Source organism: Mycobacterium appelbergii (genome assembly GCF_032883035.1).
In the GTDB taxonomy this organism is placed as follows: domain Bacteria; phylum Actinomycetota; class Actinomycetes; order Mycobacteriales; family Mycobacteriaceae; genus Mycobacterium; species Mycobacterium appelbergii.
On the sequence record NZ_JAMQTH010000028.1, the window covers coordinates 1 to 18925 of the forward strand.

At 65.5% G+C, this 18925-nt stretch carries 19 protein-coding genes; 12 read left to right on the forward strand and 7 right to left on the reverse strand.

Translation table 11 applies throughout. The annotated features are described in order from the left end of the window. Nucleotides 1-225: 225 nt before the first annotated feature. The gene (locus M1247_RS36210; RefSeq protein WP_317161271.1) at nt 226-1008 is read left to right on the forward strand and encodes a fructosamine kinase family protein; all 783 of its coding nucleotides are present in this window, start codon (nt 226-228) and stop codon (nt 1006-1008) included. A gap of 409 nt (nt 1009-1417) precedes the next feature. Next, nucleotides 1418-3754 carry an AAA family ATPase gene (locus M1247_RS36215; protein ID WP_317161272.1) on the forward strand — a complete coding sequence of 779 codons (2337 nt, stop codon included), beginning with the start codon at nt 1418-1420 and terminating at the stop codon, nt 3752-3754. A gap of 20 nt (nt 3755-3774) precedes the next feature. Here M1247_RS36215 and M1247_RS36220 read toward each other — a convergent pair whose 3' ends face one another. Beyond that, complete coding sequence (locus tag M1247_RS36220; protein WP_317161273.1) at nt 3775-4161, reverse strand: hypothetical protein; 387 nt, start codon at nt 4159-4161, stop codon at nt 3775-3777. 71 nt (nt 4162-4232) lie between these two features. Further along, entirely contained in the window at nt 4233-4556 is a 324-nt protein-coding gene (locus tag M1247_RS36225) for an antibiotic biosynthesis monooxygenase family protein (protein WP_317161274.1), read from the reverse strand. Between the two features lie 62 nt (nt 4557-4618). Here M1247_RS36225 and M1247_RS36230 point away from each other — a divergent pair, with 62 nt between their 5' ends. The 5 genes from M1247_RS36230 (at nt 4619) to M1247_RS36250 (ending at nt 9683) form a co-directional block, all read left to right on the forward strand. Then, complete coding sequence (locus M1247_RS36230; RefSeq protein ID WP_317161275.1) at nt 4619-5050, forward strand: MarR family winged helix-turn-helix transcriptional regulator; 432 nt, start codon at nt 4619-4621, stop codon at nt 5048-5050. Between the two features lie 17 nt (nt 5051-5067). Beyond that, nucleotides 5068-5781: an MgtC/SapB family protein gene (locus M1247_RS36235; protein ID WP_317161289.1), complete on the forward strand. Its 714-nt coding sequence runs from the start codon at nt 5068-5070 to the stop codon at nt 5779-5781. 28 nt (nt 5782-5809) lie between these two features. Next, complete coding sequence (locus tag M1247_RS36240) at nt 5810-6901, forward strand: ABC transporter ATP-binding protein (RefSeq protein WP_317161276.1); 1092 nt, start codon at nt 5810-5812, stop codon at nt 6899-6901. 89 nt (nt 6902-6990) lie between these two features. Next, entirely contained in the window at nt 6991-8067 is a 1077-nt protein-coding gene (locus M1247_RS36245) for an extracellular solute-binding protein (RefSeq protein ID WP_317161277.1), read from the forward strand. Next, complete coding sequence (locus M1247_RS36250) at nt 8064-9683, forward strand: ABC transporter permease (protein ID WP_317161278.1); 1620 nt, start codon at nt 8064-8066, stop codon at nt 9681-9683. The genes M1247_RS36245 and M1247_RS36250 overlap by 4 nt, the downstream gene beginning before the upstream one ends. Here the strand turns inward: M1247_RS36250 and M1247_RS36255 are convergent. Continuing rightward, nucleotides 9680-11779 carry an acyltransferase family protein gene (locus tag M1247_RS36255; RefSeq protein WP_317161279.1) on the reverse strand — a complete coding sequence of 700 codons (2100 nt, stop codon included), beginning with the start codon at nt 11777-11779 and terminating at the stop codon, nt 9680-9682. The genes M1247_RS36250 and M1247_RS36255 overlap by 4 nt on opposite strands. A gap of 63 nt (nt 11780-11842) precedes the next feature. Between M1247_RS36255 and M1247_RS36260 the strand changes: the two genes are divergently transcribed. From M1247_RS36260 to M1247_RS36270, 3 genes are all read left to right on the forward strand, one after another. Then, a complete protein-coding gene (locus tag M1247_RS36260; RefSeq protein WP_317161280.1) occupies nt 11843-12244 on the forward strand; it encodes a guanyl-specific ribonuclease in 402 nt (133 codons plus the stop codon). Further along, a complete protein-coding gene (locus M1247_RS36265) occupies nt 12241-12519 on the forward strand; it encodes a barstar family protein (RefSeq protein ID WP_317161281.1) in 279 nt (92 codons plus the stop codon). Before M1247_RS36260 ends, M1247_RS36265 begins: the two co-directional genes overlap by 4 nt. Before the next feature lie 205 nt (nt 12520-12724). Continuing rightward, nucleotides 12725-13174: a nucleotidyl cyclase domain-containing protein gene (locus tag M1247_RS36270; RefSeq protein WP_317161282.1), complete on the forward strand. Its 450-nt coding sequence runs from the start codon at nt 12725-12727 to the stop codon at nt 13172-13174. Between the two features lie 8 nt (nt 13175-13182). Here M1247_RS36270 and M1247_RS36275 read toward each other — a convergent pair whose 3' ends face one another. Beyond that, nucleotides 13183-14262, reverse strand: coding sequence for a phosphodiester glycosidase family protein (locus tag M1247_RS36275; protein WP_410506998.1), 1080 nt, complete (start codon nt 14260-14262; stop codon nt 13183-13185). 191 nt (nt 14263-14453) lie between these two features. Here M1247_RS36275 and M1247_RS36280 point away from each other — a divergent pair, with 191 nt between their 5' ends. Beyond that, nucleotides 14454-14732: a GlsB/YeaQ/YmgE family stress response membrane protein gene (locus tag M1247_RS36280; RefSeq protein ID WP_317161284.1), complete on the forward strand. Its 279-nt coding sequence runs from the start codon at nt 14454-14456 to the stop codon at nt 14730-14732. A 19-nt stretch (nt 14733-14751) separates the two neighbouring features. Here M1247_RS36280 and M1247_RS36285 read toward each other — a convergent pair whose 3' ends face one another. Together M1247_RS36285 and M1247_RS36290 are read right to left on the reverse strand one after the other, a co-directional pair. Further along, entirely contained in the window at nt 14752-16017 is a 1266-nt protein-coding gene (locus tag M1247_RS36285) for a PQQ-dependent sugar dehydrogenase (RefSeq protein ID WP_317161285.1), read from the reverse strand. Continuing rightward, nucleotides 15995-16708 (reverse strand): pirin family protein, encoded by a 714-nt coding sequence (locus tag M1247_RS36290; RefSeq protein ID WP_317161286.1) that lies wholly within the window; start codon nt 16706-16708, stop codon nt 15995-15997. Before M1247_RS36290 ends, M1247_RS36285 begins: the two co-directional genes overlap by 23 nt. A gap of 60 nt (nt 16709-16768) precedes the next feature. On the opposite strand from M1247_RS36290, the gene M1247_RS36295 reads away from it, so the two are divergent. Further along, nucleotides 16769-17545 carry an SDR family NAD(P)-dependent oxidoreductase gene (locus tag M1247_RS36295; RefSeq protein ID WP_317161287.1) on the forward strand — a complete coding sequence of 259 codons (777 nt, stop codon included), beginning with the start codon at nt 16769-16771 and terminating at the stop codon, nt 17543-17545. A 79-nt stretch (nt 17546-17624) separates the two neighbouring features. Here M1247_RS36295 and M1247_RS36300 read toward each other — a convergent pair whose 3' ends face one another. Then, the gene (locus M1247_RS36300; protein ID WP_317161288.1) at nt 17625-18749 is read right to left on the reverse strand and encodes an NDMA-dependent alcohol dehydrogenase; all 1125 of its coding nucleotides are present in this window, start codon (nt 18747-18749) and stop codon (nt 17625-17627) included. Between the last annotated feature and the right edge of the window lie 176 nt (nt 18750-18925).

Genomic DNA, 18925 nt, shown 5'->3' on the forward strand with positions numbered 1-18925 from the left:
CCGCGGACCGTATCGACCAGCGTCGCGTCATCCAACGCCTCCAGGTCGGCAATCTCGGCCAACGAATCATCGAACATACGTTCGACACTACCGCCCGACAAGCCCCGACCACCGACCAAAACCCCAGCTCAACCCCAGCTTGTGGATGAAACCGCAATTGGGGATAACTCGGCTCTCGGCAGCGTCGATGTCGTACCGATATGGTAGGCAGCCTTGTCGCACTGAGTGTTTGGGGGTTTCGTCATAGCGGACGAGTTCGTCAAGCGGAACGCGGCGGCCCCACCGGGGTTTTTCGACGCCGAGGCAGCCGGTTTGGGCTGGCTCGCCGTCGACGGAGGTGCCCGGTGTGTCCAGGTCTTCGCCCACGACGCGGTATCACTGACATTGCAGCGATTGGTGAGCGTGGCGCCGTCGGCGAAGGCCGCCGAGGAGTTCGGGGCGCGCTTGGCCGTCACTCATGACGCGGGAGCACCGGCGTTCGGGGCCGGGCCCGGCGGCTACGGCGGGCCTGGATTTTTCGGGCCGATGTCGCATCCGTTGCCGATGTCGTTGACCGCGCATGATTCATGGGGCGAGTTCTATGCCGCCGAGCGGTTGCAACCGATGGCCCAGCTCGCTGCCTCGCGGCTCAGTCGCGCTGCGCAGGAAGCGGTTTCCACTGTCGTCGAGATGTGCCGTCAGGGTGAATTCGATGACGACGATCGTCCTGCCCGCATTCACGGAGACCTCTGGAGCGGGAACGTGATGTGGACATCTGACGGTGTCGTGCTGATCGACCCGGCTGCGCACGGCGGGCACCGTGAGACGGATCTGGCGATGTTGGCGCTGTTCGGTTGCCCCTTCATCGAGCGGGTGGTGTCCGGATACCAATCGGTGAGGCCCCTTGCCGATGGCTGGCAGGGGCGCGTGGGCCTGCATCAGTTGTATCCGTTGTTGGCTCACGTGGTGCTGTTCGGTGGCGGCTACGCCGATCAGGTGGAAGCGGTGACCGGGCGCCTGCTGTCCTGACGCAGCAAACAACGAAACCCAGCGATTCCTGCGTGTCGACCGCATGCCGCATAACGCGACTTATCGTTGTTGGGGCAACAATCGCCAGGTCATTGCACTTTCAACGGCGCGACGGAATCCGTCGTTCTGGCGCCAAGCCGAAAACGGTGGCTACCCGGGGCCGAGCAACACTGCGCTACAGGTTCTAGCAACTTGATCAACCTTGGACGCGTGTCGACCGCCAATTGCCTGATGCGCAGATGACAGGCCTCCTGCGCAGGAAAAACAAACTAAAAAGTATAGAACTTACGTTTGCACGATATTCAGAACGATGTCGAAATCAAATCATCAGCAAAAATAGTGATCATGGTCACGTTAGTGCTACGTTGCCTGAGAAGAACCTGAGATGGTGACTGAAAGGACTGGTCGAATGGCCAACAAGCACCGTAAGTCGCGGCAGCGAGCGAAGAGAATCGCGACGATCGGCGCGGCAACCGCAACGGTCACCGCTCTCACCGTCGGGGTAGCCCCGCCGCCGCAGGCAAACGCTGCTGCCGTCGATCGGAACGTCGATCTCCGGGGTGACTTCAGGCCGTTCCCGCCGCCGGAACAAATTCCCGATCTTTCCTTCGGGCTTGGTTCTGCCGGCTACGACTTGTCGCAGGCAATCGGTGCGCAGATCCTCACGCAACTTGTGGAGAACATCAACCTCGCCGCCCTCGCGCAGGCGGCCGGTCTCGACCTCGAAAGCCTTACGGCTGGGTTGCTCAATCAGGTACTGGGCGGCGCGGTCGGCGGTGTGCTCGGTGAGGTACCTGTCGACCTGAGGCCGATACTGGCTGCGCTTCCGCTCGGCGAGTTTCTCGGCCAAGTGCTCGATGTTCTCGGGACGAACACCACCATCCCGCTCGGTGATCTACTCGGTATTTTAGGGCTGGATCTCAGTGCCCCACTTGACCTCTCGAATGTCGGCGATGACTTCGGGCTGAACATCATTACCGCAGGCGCGCCGTTCACGCTTCTGAAACTGTTCGGCGTCGACCTCGGATGGGTTCCACCGTTCCCGAATTCGGTGGCCGACGAGATCAACGGCACGCCATACCTGAGTGTCGGGGTCGGCGGTGTGGCAAACCTCATTGATGCGATACTGCCCGATCTGGGGCTGCCGTTCGTTAAAGAGCACCTGATAGCTCACATTCTGGAAGAGATCGCGACTGGCCCCCTTGCGGGTCTCGATCTTGTCGACCTCCGGGTACCGATCGCGGTCGGAGTCGGTCTGGGCGCATTCGCGACCGGGGCCGCCTACCAGCAGGTGGTTGACGACCTGCCGAATCAGCCGGGTGGGGCTGACTACACGGGAACCAACCCGATACTCGGCAGTTTCACGATTTTGCCAATGCTGTTGCTGGACAACCCAGGCCGCGCCAACGGCGGCATCTTGGCGCGGGCCTATCCGTTCTTCCGCCTGTTCGGCATCGACACGGTCACCCCCGACACGCAGGTCCAGAGCAGTTCAAACGGACAAGGGCTTCTCGACGTCTCGCTACTTGGGCTGACGATCGGCGGTGCCAACCTCATCCCGATCAAGATCGACGCCACAGCCGAATACCTGCCCATGTCGGACTTCGCGGCCTGGCCGAATCCGTTCACGATGGCCAATAACGTTGCAGCAGGGATGTTCCCGACGTACATCCTGCGCAACCAGACCGTCACCGGCATCGTCACAAACTTGGCGGGCGAAGTTGTCGGGCAACTCGGCGACGACCTTGCCGACTACATCGCAAACCAGGGCGACGACCCGACAAAGGGCCCCAAGCTCAACATCTTCTACACGCTCGACGCGCAGAGCCTGCCCCTGCTCGAACCGACGTATCTGGCCATCGATCTCATCAATTTGTTCACCGGCGCGAACCTCAACAATCCGCTCGGAACAGCGCTGACGCCGGCGCTGACCACGCTCGTCAACCTCGGCTACACGGACGTTGAGCGCGAGGAGGTAGACGGCGTAGTCACCTACGTTCGCACCTTCGACGACTCCGACATCCCAACGGCGTTCGGCTCTTTCCCGGAGGTCGATTGGACCAAGGTGCCGGCCGATGTCGCGAAGCAACTTGCCCAAGGCGTGCAACAGGCGATCAGCGATGGGCTGGTCGACAAGGACGGCCAGGTTTCGAATGTGCTGGCGACCGTGCTCGGTCTCCTCGGCATCGGCGGTAACCTGCCGGGCGCCGGATCCGGACTGGACCTCACCGGGATCACCGAAGCACTGGAGAATGCGACCGGCGGCATCTTGAACAACTCGCCCGGCAGCCAGGCCTTGCGGGCGACTGATTTTGAGCCGCAGGAAATTACGAACACGGGGGCCACGAAGAACGACACCAAGGTGCTCAGCCTAGAGGCAGCCCCGCCGACCACCCCCGAACCGGAGGACGAGGAAACGCCAACCGGGAAGCCGGACGCCAAGACGCTCAATTCCGTTGGTGAACACCTGAAGTCAAATGTCGACGACGCCCGGGACAAGGCTAAAGCCTCAGCGGAGAAGGCCCGCGCGCGTACTGACAAGGCGTTCAAGAACGCTCAGGAGCGGCTGAACAAGGTCGCCGAGAACGGTCGCAAGCAGATCAGGGCCGCCGCCGAGGGGGTCGAGAAGGCCGTCAACGACGCCGCCGAAAACGTGAAGAAGGCGACCACCCCGCCGAAGAAGAAGGCCAAGGCTGAAAAGAAGGACGACGCCAAAAAGGACGACACCAAGAAGGACGCGGCGTAAGCCACCACTGAGCCCAGGTGTCAGGGCAGAGGCGGAGCGGGCGGCTGCTTCATGAGCTCGTCGAGCGCGGCGTCGTCTCCTTCACCCGGCGGCGTGGGCCGGGAGGGCATGACGATCGTTGGTCGATAGTCCTCTGGCGGGTTCTCGATGGGCGCCACGCAGCCCACGCCGTAGGTGGTGTTGGCGGGGATTCCGGCGTTGTCCACGCAACAGGTCGTCGCGACGGTGTCGAAGTTCTGGTCGGGAGCGGGAAGCGTCGTCGCGGTACACGAGGTGTAGCCCGGCTCGTCGAAAACCGCGGAGGCGAGTGCGATCCCCGCTTGGCCTGCAGCGCAGGCGGCCACGACGGCGACGGCTGCGGCCAGCGGACGCCGATGACGGGCGCGGTTCGTGCCGGTGGATGACATGGGCGCCCACCCTAATCAGCCGATGCTGCCACCGTCTACTGCGAGAACTGTGACCGCAAGCCATCCAAGCGTTATGCGGTGTGCACCGACTCGACGGTGTACAGGTGCGGGTCGTAACTCACGGCCAGCTCAGCGCAGGTACCCATGTGCTCACGTGCGGTCGGATCTGCCAGCATCGCCTCAAATGCTTCCGCGCTGGCCCATTGTGCGTAGTTGGTCACGCGGGTGCCGTCGGTGCTCAGATGGATGTTCGCGGAGACGAACCCGGGCACGTGGCACATCACGTCCTCGGTCGCACGACGCAGTGACTCGACGAGCGCTGGGGCATTCTCGGGCTCGACGGTGAACACGTTGATCAACGTGGCGCAGGGGCTCGGGCTTTGAATCGTCGTCATCACAAACTCCTTTTGTCAGGTTCCTTACATGAGCACGATAGCACCAATGTAAGGTTCCTGTCATGACGAGCGGTGATGTCGAGCATGGGGTCGGATATCTGGTCAAGCGGGTCCAGCAGGCGCTACGACGCAGCTGCGACTCGGCGTTACGGCCGACCGGACTGACCATGGCGCAGTACGCCGTACTGCGCGCGCTGGCCGATCATCCGGCCGCGTCGGCGTCCGAACTGGCTCGGCTGTGTTTCGTGACGCGCCAATCCCTGCAGGACGTGTTGCGCAGCCTGCGCGCCGACGGGTTCATCGACGACGCCGACGGACCACAACGCGGCCGCGCCCGCGCACTGCGACTCACCACCGCGGGCAGGCGCCGGCTCGAGTCGGCCCACAGGACGGTCCTCGGCGTGGAGGCCGCGATGGTCAGGGGAATCCCCAAAGGCACCGAAGCGCAGCTCGCCGCGCTGCTGATGCAGTGTGCAGAGAATCTCGAGGATTAGCGTGGGATGTCATGAGTATGTGGTTGGCCGACGGCTTCTTCACCGGGACCGGGCAGGGATCACGCCAGGTCGTCGAATTGCTGGTGGCCTTCGGGCTCACCGCACTGATCGGGCTCGAACGTGAAACGCGTGGCAAGAGCGCAGGCCTGCGCACCCAGACGATCGTCGGCACCTCGTCCGCACTGATCCTGCTGGTCAGCAAGTACGGCTTTGGCGATGTGCTCTCGTCAGAAGTCATCCTCGATCCGTCTCGCGTTGCCGCACAGATCGTTTCGGGCATCGGCTTCCTCGGCGCAGGCATCATCATCACCCGTCGGGGCGCGGTGGTCGGTCTGACCACCGCGGCCTCGATCTGGGAATCGGCCGCGATCGGTATGGCCGCCGCGGGCGGACTGTTTCTGCTGGCAATCGTGGTGACGGTGCTGCACTTCGTCATCGTTCTCGGGGTCGCCCCATTGCTGCGGCGTTTGACCAGCCGGCTGCGCGGCTCCGTTCAGGTCCATGTCATCTATCAGGACGGCCGTGGCATCCTGCGGGAGCTGCTACAGACCTGTGATCTGCACAATTGGCACCTGACCTCGCTGGCCACCGACTCGCCGGGGCCCGCGGCGAGTGGGGAGGTCGGGGTCACGATGACCCTGTCGGGTATCCGGGTTCTGGAAGCCGGACGGGTCCTGGCCGGCGTCGACGGCGTTCACCGGATCGATCAGCTGCACGACGACGCCGAGTGATGGCAGCTCCTGCTACTACGGTGGGCGTGTGCTGACGGTAAGCGGACTCCGCAAGGTCTTCGGATCGGCGCTAAGGGCGACGGCGGCGCTCGACGACGTCGAACTGACCGTGCCCGCCGGGGCGTTTGCCAGCGTGTTGGGACCGTCGGGTTCCGGGAAGACGACCCTGCTGCGGTGCATTGCCGGTTTCGAACGCCCGGATGCCGGCGTCATCACCCTGGCCGGGCGCGAACTGGTCTCGCCGACGCAGAATCTGCGGCCCTATGCGCGGGCCGTCGGCATCGTCCCGCAGGAAGGTGCCCTCTTTCCCCATCTGACTGTCGCCGACAACGTGGGGTTCGGGCTCAGTGGGCAGTCGCGCCGGGCCCGTCGCGCCCGCGTCGCGCAGCTCCTGGATCTGGTCGGTCTGCCGGAGCTGGGTGAGCGACGACCCGACCAGCTCTCGGGCGGGCAGCAGCAGCGCGTCGCGCTGGCCCGCGCGCTGGCTCCCGAGCCCAAGTTGGTCCTGCTCGACGAACCGTTCTCGGCCCTGGATGCACAGTTGCGCATCGAACTGCGGGAGGAGGTCCGGGACCTGATCCGTAGTACCGGGTCGACGACGCTCCTGGTCACCCACGATCAGGCGGAAGCCATGTCGTTGTCAGACCACCTGATCGTGATGCGTGAGGGCCGGGTGATCGCCGCGGGCGATCCGCACACGGTCTACGACCGCCCGGTCGACGCGCAGCTGGGCCGATTCCTCGGCGAGGCGCTCATCCTGCCCGGGCAGATCAGCCGAGGGTCGGACGGTGTCTACGCGACCTGCGCGCTCGGCCGTTTGAAGGTCAGTGAGTGGGCCGGCGACCAGAGCCCATGCGACGTACTGGTGCGCCCCGAACAGATCGACCTGCGGGCGACCAACGGTGCAGCCCCGCCGGCCGCGGTGGTCGGCACGATTCGCTCCACGCTGTACTTCGGACACGACGCCCTGATGCGTGTGACCGTGCCGGGAATCTCCCAGCAGGTGCCCGTGCGGGTGCCGGGATTACAGACCTACCGAGTCGGTGACCACGCCGAGCTCGAGGTGACCGACACGGTTCGCGCATTCCCGCGCGGAGTCTCTCAGCAGGCAAGTTCTTAGGTACTCCTTGCCTAATCTGCTAGGGTTTTGATGTTCATCTGGTGTTTGCCGATGTTCAATCCCCTTCTGGGAGGAAGGTTTTCGATGCAATGAGCTTTCGATACATCTCGCGGGCCGGGGCGCTTGTCGCCACCCTTGCCTTGGCCGGCGCGGTTGCCGCCTGCGGCGGTGGTTCCCCCGGAGACAATCAGGCCGAATCGTCCGGTCCGCAGGAAGCTGGGGAGCAGACCACGCTGACGGTCTACACCGACCAGCACGCCGACCTCATCAAGGGCCTCACCGAGGAATACACCAAGAAGACCGGCGTCAAGTTCAACATCCAGAATGACGCCTCCGTCGGTCAGATCCAGGCTGAGGGCGCGGCTTCCAAGGCCGACGTGTTCCTGTCCGAGGACCCGGCGCCGGTCGCCGAGCTCGGGGCCGCCGAACTACTGGTTCCCGTCGAGCAGTCGACCCTCGATCAGGTGCGCCCCGGGCTGAGCTCGGGCAAGGGCCTGTGGGTCGCCTACGCGGCCCGGTCCCGCGTGCTGTTCTACAACCCGGACGAGATCGCCGAAGACCAGCTACCCAAGAAGTTGGCCGACATCATCACCCCGCCCTATCAAGGGAAGTTCGCGTGGGCGCCGTCGGGTGCGTTCGTGGCCACCACGCAGTACCTGATCTCCACCGAAGGTGAACCTGCCACCCGCGCCTTCCTTGAAGGCATCAAGGCCAACGGGGTCAACGAGAAGAAGAACGGCAACGTCCGCGACACCGTGGAGGCCGGCAAGCACGCGATGGGGTTGTCGAACCACTACTACTGGTGGGTGCTGGCCAATCAGAAGGGCGGCGCGGACAAGCTGACCTCGAAGATCTACCACTTCCCAGAGGTCGACCCCGGCAATCTCATTCTGTCTTCCGGTGCCGCCGTGCTGAAATCGAGCAAGAACGTCGAGCAGGCACAACAGTTCCTGGCCTGGTTGACTTCCAAGGACGGTGGACAGAACCTCATCGCCACCGGACCCGCGGATGTCTCCGAGGCGCAATATCCCGTAGCGCCAGGGGTGGTGAGCTCGATCGCCGGTGATCTCGCCGAGGTGCAGTCACCGCCGTTCGACATGGATCAACTCGCCAATTCCGCCCAAGCCGAGGATCTGCTGAAGCAGCTCGACATGTCCAGCGGATGACGTCGGGTAGTTTCCGGGCTCGTCCGACGGCGACCGCGCTGTGTGCGGTCGCCGTCGCCGTCGTCTCTCTCCTGCCGATCGGGTACCTGTTTCTCTCCGGCATCTCCCTGGCAGACATCGCGGACGAATTCCGTTATCCGGCAACCGCCGCCGCGGTGTGGCAGACGGTCGGGTTGACCCTGCTGATCAGCGTGATCACCGTAGTCCTCGGTGTGGGTTGTGCGTTGCTGGTGGTTCGGAGCAGCCTGCCTTTTCCGCGCATCTTCACGGTGCTGTTCGCGATGCCGCTCGCGGTGCCGGGATTCGTCGCCGCCTACGCCGCGTACTCCAGCGAGCTCACCTATGCACCGCAGCTCGGCTTGGTGACCAGCTTCGGCGGTGCCGCGCTCGTGCTCGCCTTGACGCTGTACCCGTACGTATTCCTGCCGTGCGTCGTCGCGCTGCGCCACATCGACCCTGCGCTGGAGGAGGTCGTCGCCAGCCTGCGGCCGCGTCGCAGCGCGATACTGCTGCGGGTGATCCTGCCCGGACTGCGTCCGGCGATGGCCGCCGGTGTGGTGATCGTGGCGCTGCACGTGTTGGCCGAATACGGTGCGATGGTCCAACTCGGGCGCAGCACGCTGACCACCAAGATCATGGCCGAGATGCTCGATTACGCCGACTACCGTTCGGCGCGGTCGCTGTCGCTGCTCCTGATGGCACTGGCCGTCGCGGTGCTGCTGTTCACCCACATGCTGACTGGTCCGAACCGGACCAGGGACATCGCGCGGGGGGTGGCCCGACCGCCGCGACGCACCCCTCTCGGACCGCTGCTCGTGCCGGTCACCATCGCCGCCGTGGTGGTGCCCGTGGCTGCGGTGGGGCCGACGGTGTTCATGACCATCCGGGGACTGACCACGCCCGACCGGGGCATCGGCGTGGCCTGGGACGTGGTCGGCAGTGCGTTGGCCAGCACGCTCGGGTACGCGGTGACCGCGGCGCTCGTCGCGACTGTCGTTGCGCTGCCGGTGAGCTGGTTGATCACCCGCAGGCCTTCACTGGTCGCGACGCTCAGCGAACGCGGTGTCTGGCTGGCGCACGCCATCCCGAGCGCGATCCTGGCACTGGCCTTGGTGTACCTGGTCACCAGGCTCTTCCCGGCGGTCTACAAAACCTCACTGGTGCTCATCGCGGCCTACGTTGTGCTGTTCCTGCCGCTCGCCGTTGCCAATCAGCGGGTCGGCCTGGGCGCCGCGCGGCGCACCTATGACGATGTCGCGGCGTCCCTCGGCGCGAAGCCTGCCAAGACATTCGCGCGGATAACCCTGCCGCTGGCGCTGCCGGGGTTCGTCGCGGGTGCGCTCCTGGTCGCCCTCGATGCGGGCAAGGAGCTCACCACGACGCTGATCCTGGTCCCCTTCAACGGTCACACCCTTTCGACCGAACTGTGGGCCACCACCAACGGGGAGTCCCTGGATTTCACCGCGGCCGCGCCGTATGCGGGCATGCTGGTGCTACTCGGTGTACCTCCGGTCTATCTGTTGGTCCGAAACACGCTGCGCCACATCGATATGTCGGCAACAGCGCGGATACCGGCAGGCAAGGTCGACGAGCCTCTCGCGGCGTTGCCCGCCTAATTGGGCGCCAGTGCGCTTTCGGCCAGCCCGGCCAGAACCGGCGACATCAGTTGCGCGTACTCGCCCGTGATGTGGTTGTCGTCGCGGAACACCAGGGTAATGCCGACGATCACCGGACACCGCCGATCGGTGCAGAAGAACTCACCGAGGTTCGCGTACTGGCCGCCGCCGGCCTGCACCGCGGTGGCCTCAGCGGCAATTCCGTTGTCGTTCATGGCGACCGACCGTTCCGGTGAGCAGGCTGCGACGTCGTTCATGTGCTCCGAAAGGCAGGTCGGAACGGTGGAATGCGGGTCGGGGACCGGCCCCAGCACCACCACCTTCGCACCGGTTCCCCGCAGTTGGGACACCAGCCGGGTGAGGCTGTCCAGCCAGGTTTGGTCGTAGCTGACGAAGCCGAAGTCGGCCCCGTAGCGCCGCGCCATGTCCAGCACGATCAGCGCGGGCCGTTCCTTCGCGACCCGCGCCAGCACCGAGGCCCGCCACTGCTTGCACTCGGTGAATTCCCGGGCCAGATACGGGCTGACGATCGGCAGCTTCATCAGCGGGCAGGTGACCTTGGCCAGGGTCTCCAGCCGCCAACCATGCTGCTGCGCCACTGGTTCCAGGGCCGGCTGCCACATTGCCGCGTGCGAGTCGCCGATCAAGGCGACCGTCGTCGCCGACCCGGTGTCACCCGAGGCGCACTCCGGCTGGGCGACGTCCCGCCAGGACAGCACGCAGCCGTTGACGAACGGTTCCGGCTTGGCGATGTTGTCGAGTGGCGGTGTCAGGTTCGACGGCACCGCACCGAGATCGGCTGCGACAGCTGTCCGCAGCTGATCCTGTGGCGTCACCGCCTGCGGCTGTGTGGGGGACGGCTTGGCCTCGACCGCGGCGATCGGCACCGCCGGGGGTCCCGAACCGGTGGGCACGGGACGGATCGCCAACAGCACCAGCCCGGCACACACCGCGACGCCGGTGGCGGTCGCGCCGACCGCCAGGCTGCGCCATGCCGAAGCCCGCAGCGTCGCGGCGAACCGGGCCGGGTTCTCGATCAGATGCAGCGTCAGGATCGCCAACCCCAGTGACATCATCACCATCGCCAGGCGTCCGGCCACTCCCAGTTCGACGCCGAACAACGCCGGGGCCAACAGCAACGCCGGCCAATGCCACAGGTACCACGAGTACGACAACCGCCCGACCGCGCGCATCGTCGGCTTGGACAACAACCGGCCCACACCCAGATCAGGTGTCGCGCAACCCGCGCCGATCACCAGCGCGGTGCCCAGCACCGGAAGCAGGGCCGCGGTCCCCGGATACGGCGTCGATTCGCCGAGTTGCGTGCAGGTCACCAGGATCAGCGTGAGCCCACCCCAACCCACCACGGCCGCACAGACTGACGGCAGCTTGCGCCACTGCGACGCGGTCAAGGCGATCAGTCCCCCGACGGCCAGTTCCCAGGCGCGGCTGGGCAGGGAAAAGAATGCCCAGGCCGGCAGGGTCTGCGTCCACGCCAACGCCAGTGCCAGCGATCCGCCAGCCACCGCGAGCAGCACCACCGCGTACGGCGTCGCCGATCTGGTGCTCCGGCCTGCGCGCGTCAGCAACCATGCGGTGCCCAGGATCAGTGCGGGCCACAGCAGGTAGAACTGTTCCTCCACGCCCAGCGACCAGTAGTGCTGCAGGGGTGACGGTGCGATGTCGGCGGACAGGTAATCGGTGCCCTCGACGGCGAACCGGTAGTTGCCCAGGTACAGCGCACTGGCGATGGTGTCGCCCAGTACGTTGCGCGCCTGCAGCGGTGGCAGCAGTACGGCCGCCGCGACCGAGGTCGCGACGAGCACCACCGCCGCGGCGGGCAGCAACCGCCGGGCCCTGGCGGCGTAGAACGAGGCCAACCGCACCGTGCCGGTGCCCGACGCTTCCCGCCACAGCAGGCCGGTGATGAGAAATCCGGACACGACGAAGAACACGTCGACACCGATGAATCCGCCGGTGACTCCGGGAACGCCGGCGTGGAAGAGCACCACGGCCACCACGGCGACCGCCCGCAGACCTTCGATGTCAGGCCGAAATGGTTTGCGGGATGGCGGGGGTGTGGCGAGGGTGTTCACTCGAGCATCGATGGTCCCATGAGAACCTGCGGTAACCGGGGATTTGTTGCTAGCGTCGTGCCGATGCGGCGATCCTGTTCGACCGGCGCGGTCGCGGTCCTACTCTGTGCGCTCGTGGTGGGCTGTACGCCCGGCACCGAAACCTCCGATGCCAAAAATGCCGGTGCGGAAAAAACCTGCGGCCTCGACAGCCTGCCGCCCCAGGCCGCAACGACCGTCGACCTCATCGAATCGGGCGGCCCGTTCCCGTACCCGCGCAATGACGGCGTGGTCTTCGGCAATTTCGAAGGGCTGTTGCCCAAGCATGAACGTGGCTATTACCACGAGTACACGGTCCCGACGCCCGGCATGCACCATCGCGGCCAACGCCGCATCGTCACCGGCGGACAACCGCTGAACAACCCGGCCGAATACTTCTATACCGGTGATCACTACCAGTCCTTCTGCCAGATCGGAGACATGTGAAGACGTATCGGATCGACGGCGCACAGGTGGGGTCCAAGGCGGACTTTTTCACCGAGATCGGCCGGGCGGTCAACGGGGACGGTGGGTACTTCGGGTCCAACTTCGACGCTCTGGCGGACTGCCTGCGCGGGGGGTTCGGCACGCCCGACGACGGCAAGTTCAGGTTCGTCATGACCTCGTACAAGAACGTGAAAACGGCGCTGGGGGACGACGCCTGGACCACGTTGCTGTACATCTTCACCACCGAGGGCGTCGATCTCTGGCTGGAGTCCTGACCGGGGCTGGGTGACGCCAGCAAAACCTGCGCGCACGTGCTGATGCGCGTCCCACGCGGACAAAGTCGCCAATCACCCGGACTGGCAACACAGTTCTGCCGCAACCGGGTTCGCGGCCGCCATCGCCCGCCTGGCAAGCGGTTACCCTGGGCTTCTGGAGCGTGCCGGTCGGCACGATGGAACCGGCAATCTGACGGGAGCAACGGTGACGTTACTGCTGGCCCGTGTCGAGGGACTGGCACAACTGTGGCAAACGCAACCGGATGAGCTGCTCGCCGCGCTCCCGTGGTTGCGCGCGACGACAAGCCATATGGTCGCCCTCAACGACGGCGTCCTGCGGCCGGGGCCGAAGCGGTGTGACAGTTTCACCGCCGCGTTCGTCCGGCCGTCCGACGCGGTGTCCTGCGCGCTGGATCTGCAACTGTCGCCCCTGGATCCGTTCGTGTTGAGCATCGGTGTGCACAGTGCTGAAAGCGACGCCGCGCGCCTGCGCGACATCGCCCAGGCGGGCCAGACACTGGTGGCAGACACCACGGCGCCATGGGTCGGCGACCGCCTGCCCGCGGGGGCGACACTCAAGCCGCGCCAGGACGGGCACTTCCAGTTGTGTCACGCCGGCCTGCCCCGGCAGTTCCAGCCGCTACCGGCGCAATAGTGGCCTGATCAGCCGAAGGCCAGCCAGCTGGGTAGGGCGCGTTCGCGCGAATCGCACAGCACCTGCCGGGTGTCGCAGTTGCCCCTGGGGGATCCGGCGCCACTCCACATGCCGCCGGTGTCGCGGCGCAGCACGATCGCCGACGAGCCACCGCCGTCCAGTAGCACCGCATTGTCGGCGCCGAGGCCACGGAACAGGTCCTGCATGTTGTCCGGTGTGTAGCTGCCGCCCTGGAATACGTAGAACTGATCGTTGGCGCGGTTGTAACCGAGCGCGGTCCGCGCTGCCGAAGGGCCGTTGTCGTTGAGTTGACCGGTTTCCCCCGGGGCGAGCAGGCCGATTCCGGCGACCGCGACGAACCGGGCGTTCTGGTCCAGCAGCCGCTGGATCTCCGGGGAGGCCGAGTCGTAGTCGTTCTTGCTTTTGGGCATGACGACATACGGTGCGCTGCCCACCGGAAGGATCATGGTGGCCAGCGCCGACCAGTGCTCGTTGCCACCGGACAGACCCTGCTTACCGGCGTAGGCCAGGGTGCCCGTCACCGCGGCGTTGGCCCGACCCTGGCCGCGGGTGTTGTCCACGTAGGCGCCCAGCGGTGAGCTGCACTTGGTGTCGCGCCACGATCCGCCCTTCTGACCGCGCACGTCGAAGAAGTTGGCGTTGACCGCGATGGTCGGCTGTCCCAGTACCTGCCAAGCCGCAAGGGGCGCATAGGTTTCCGATGCCTGCCACAGCCCTTCACTGGTGCGGGCGCCGGGAGTGCGCTCACAGCGGGACTGGTAGCCCTGATGACTGTCGACGAGAAGGCGCGGCGTCAACCGGGTGGAGGCGTTCTTGACCGTCATCAGGTGGCCGCCGCCGTTGAGTGTGTACGCACGCCCGTCCGCGGAGACGAACGGCGCCGCGTACTGGCCGCCGAAGTTGTAGACCAGGTAGGAGCCCTTGGTGTTGGCGATCGCGCCGAGGAGCAGGGCCTTGGCGTCTTCGGCCTTGGCGTGCGGTGTGCCGGTGGTGCCCAGGGCAGCACACAGCGAAAAGGCAGCGGCACCCGCTACCACGCGCCGAAGAAATTTTGCCGGGCCAGGCATGGTCTCCCTTTCGATGGAGGTCATCCCAGCTAAGACAATAATCACATGCGTAACTCTGTCAACATTGGTAACAGGCGCGTATCAGTTGAGCCTCGGCCGGATGCCAGATACGTGGTTAGTACTTCGAAGAAAAGGGGAATCCAGTCGGCTACGACGGCGTGACCAGGCGCCGCGTGAACAGAGGAGCAGCAATGATCGGAACCATTGTCAGCGCCATCATCGTCGGGCTGATCGTCGGCGCACTGGCACGCCTGATAATGCCCGGCAAGCAGAACATCGGCGTCATCATGACGATTGTTTTGGGCGTGATCGGCTCACTTCTGGGCTCGTGGCTGACCTACCAGTTCGGATACTCGAACGCCAACGGTGGCTGGCAGGTCATCCCGTTCCTCGTGGGCATCGTCGTCGCGATCATCCTGATCGCCATCTACCTTGCCCTCACCGGCCGTCGAGACCAGGTCCACCGGTAACCGACGCACGCGCTGGGGATCAGGCCGCGGCCAGCCGGTACACCGCGTCGGCGTAATCGTCGGTGATGTACACGGCGCCGTCAGGCCCCGTGACGGCCGCCACCGGCCTGCCCCAGCGCGTGCCGTCCTCGTCCTGGAAGCCGCCGACCAAGGTCTGCTGCTCGCCCAGTGTTCCGGCACGCCAACCGAAGAAGGACACCTCAGGTGCCTGCGGCGGTTGGCGGTTCCATGACCCGTGCACCCCGACCAGCGCGCCCTGACCGAACGGTGGCGGCAACTCGGCGAAACTCATCCCCAACGGCGCGGAATGGGCGCCGAGCGTCTGCTCTACCGGTGCGAGTGCGGCACAGTCCATCTCGGCGCCGTCCGGGTTGGTCTGCACATCCCGGATCAGGGCAGCAGGTGGGGGGCCGTCGGGATTGCAGTACGGCCAACCCAATTCACGGCCGGGCGTGAGCTTGGCGACCGACTCCGGCGGATGGTCGTCGACGTAATCCTGGCTGACCCGGCCGGTGGCGGGGTCAGCGACGTTGTCCCGGTTGTTGACCGCTGTCCACAGCGCGCCGTCCGGGGCGAACGCCAGACCCGTGCCGTTGCGGACGCCTGTCGCGAAGAGCTCCGCGGGCCCGCCGCCCGGCGGTACCCGCATGATCGTGGCCCGCGGCGGGTCGGCGGTGCGATCCTCGGCCGAGATGTTGCCGGTCGAGCCGATCGAGAAGTACACCGCGTCATCAGCTCCCACGACCACGCTCTTGAGCGCGTGGGCATAGGCCCCGTGCAGATCGGGGCTCTTGGCGTCGGGCAGATCGCCCGCGATGGTGCGACGGTTGACGGCCCGGCCATCGACGTAGTCGTAGGCGTCGATCTGATCGCTCTCGGCGACGTAGAGAGTGGAGCCGACGAAGGTGAGGCCGTGCGGTTGGTCAAGCCCTTCGAGCAGGGTGCTCTGTGTCGGGCGCACCGTGACGACCTGTCCGCTGCCCGGCAGCGAGATCAACAGGGCCCCGTCGGGCGCCCACGCCGCCATCCGCGCCTTCGGGACCCGCGCGATGACTTCGAGAGTCCAGCCCGCGGGGACCTGCGCCTGGCGCGGTTGGTCGAACGGCGCAGCGGAGAATTCATCGGGCACCTGGACGGTGACCGGGGACAAGCCCTTGGCAGCGGGCGTGGCGGCGGGCGTTGTCGGTGTGGTGCCGGGTTCCGGCGGCGGCGCCGGGCTGCTGCACGCGGTCAGTACGGCCGCGGCGAGGACAGCGATTGCCTTAGCTGCCACCCAGGCTCGCATGCATCTCCCAGACCAGGATCTCGGCCGCGGTTGCCGCGATGACCTGCTGTCCGCCCGACGCGGTGAGCCGGGCGGCGTCACCGGCGGTGAGCGCTCCGGTGTCCTCGAGCGTCACCTCCCCACGCGCCACGAAGAGGTGAACGAATGGTGCCTGCGGCAGCTCCACCGCGTCACCGGGCTGTAGGCGGGCGCCGTGCAGCGTGGCATTGCGGTTGCCAAGGGTGACTGCGGCATCGTGTGCGCCAGAGGCGATCGGGGTCAATGTGTTGGCGAGGGTGATCTCCTGTTGCTGATAACCCGGCGTCACACCTGCGGTGTCGGGCAGTACCCACATCTGCACGAAATGCACGGGATCCTGCCCGGATCCGTTCTTCTCGGAATGCTGTACCCCGGTGCCTGCCGACATCCGTTGTGCCAGACCGGGATAGATCACCCCGGAGTTACCCATCGAATCCTCATGGGCCAGTTCGCCTTCCAGCACCCAGGTGACGATCTCCATATCGCGGTGCGGATGGGTGTCAAAACCGGCGGCGGGGGCGACGATGTCATCGTTGTTGACCAGCAGCAGGCCGTGATGGGTGTTGTCCGGGTCGTAATGGTCGCCGAAGGAGAACGAGTGCCGCGATTGCAGCCAATCCGTGGTGGTGAGGCCGCGATCGGTCGCGCGACGGATGTCGACGGGCGAAGGCATGACGCCAGCCTACCGACGGGCGGCACCGACCGACCGGTGGATTGGGCTTAGTCTGTCGGCGTGGATATCAATGGAGCTAGCGCAATCGTCACCGGTGGCGCATCAGGTATCGGCGCGGCAACCGCGCGCCAGTTGGCCGCCAAGGGAGCCCGCGTCGTCGTGGCTGACCTGCAGGCAGACAAGGGCGAGGCCCTCGCCAAGGAGATCGGCGGCGCGTTCGTCAGCGTCGATGTCACCGACACCGCGCAGATCGAGGCCGCGGTCAACAAGGCCGCCGAACTTGGCCCGCTGCGTGCCCTGGTGAACTCGGCCGGCATCGGCTGGGCCCAGCGCACCATCGGCAAGGACGGTCAGTTCGAATCGGCGCACAACCTGGACGCCTACAAGAAGGTGCTGGCGATCAACCTGGTCGGCACCTTCGACTGCATCCGGCTGGCCGCGACCGCGATGAGCCGCAACGAGTTCACCGACACCGGCGAGCGCGGCGCGATCGTCAACATGACCAGCGTCGCGGCATTCGACGGCCAGATCGGCCAGGCGGCCTACTCGTCCTCCAAGGGCGGCGTGGTGGGGCTGACGCTGCCGGTCGCGCGCGACCTGTCGGCGGTGGGCATCCGGGTCAACACCGTCGCACCCGGCCTCATCGACACTCCGATCTACGGAGAAGGCGAAGCGTCCGAAGCCTTCAAGGCCAAGCTCGGTGAGTCGGTGCTGTTCCCGCATCGCCTCGGCAAGCCAGAAGAGCTGGCCTCGATGGTCATCGAGCTGCTGACCAACTCGTACATGAACGCCGAAGTGGTCCGCGTCGACGGTGGCATCCGGATGCCACCCAAGTAACCTTTCCCCGCGAGCAGACAGTTAGGCCCCCTTTTCCGCCGGGAAAAGGGGGCCTAACTGTCTGCTGGGCAGAAGAGGGTTACCAGTCGGACTCGTCGAACCGGACCACGCCGCGGATGTTGTTGCCGTCGAGCATGTCCTGGTAGCCGGAGTTGATGTCCTCCAGCTTGTAGGTCCGGGTGATCATGTCGTCGATGTTGAGCAGGCCCGACTTGTAGAGCGCGGTCAGCCGTGGCGTCTCGATGTGGCTGCTGCCGCCGCCGAAGATGTTGCCCTTCAAGGTCTTCTGCAACATCGTGAACAGAAATAGGTTGAGCTTGACGTCGGCGTCCATCATCGAACCCATGCCGGTCACCACACAAGTACCGGTCTTGGCGGTCAGGATCATCGCCTCTTCGATGTACTCGCCCTTCATCTCGCCGACGGCGATGATGACCTTGTCCGCCATCAGGCCGTAGGTGACATCGATGATGGGCGCGATGGCCTCGGCCATCGTGGGGTAGACGTGGGTGGCGCCGAACTTGATGGCCTGATCACGCTTCCACTCGTTCGGGTCGATCGCGATGACCTGCTTGGCGCCCGAGATCACTGCACCCTGCAACGCACTCATACCGATGCCGCCCACGCCGACGATGATGACCGTCTCACCGGGCTTCACCTCGGCGACATTGGTGGCCGAGCCGAATCCCGTCGGCACCGCGCAGCCCATGATGGCCGCGGTCTCGAAGGGAATGTCCTTGTCGATCTTGACGACCGAATCCTTGTGCACCGTCATGTGGGGCGCGAAGGTGCCCAGCAGGTTCATCGGCGACACCTCGTGGCTGCCGGCGTGGATGCGGCTGGTCCCGTCGGCGATCGCCTTCCCGCCGAGCAGCACCGCACCCCGGTCACACAGCGAGCGGAACCCCTTCAGGCACGGCGGACACTCACCACAGGCCGGGATGAACGCCAGGATGACGTGATCGCCCTCCTCGATGCCGGTGACGTTCTTGCCGACCTTGGTGACCACGCCCGCACCTTCGTGACCGCCCAGTGCGGGCAGTCCGATCGGGGTGGCGCCGGTGGTGATGTGGTAGTCGGAATGGCACATGCCCGAGGCATGCATCTGGATCTGTACCTCGTCGGCGACGGGATCACCGAGGTCGATCTCATCAACCTTGAACGGTGAATTGAGTTCCCACAGCAGGGCGCCCTTGGTCTTCATGGAACGCGATCATAGAACACGTTACAGATATGTCCAGGGCGAGGCCCTTACCTGCATGTTTGCGGGACACGCCATATCGCGGATGCCCTTGGCTCGGCGCTAGTGTCCTGAGTCATTAATTACGGCTCAGTTGTTAAACTAGGCCGTGCCCAGTCCTCAGGCTGCCGTGATCGTGT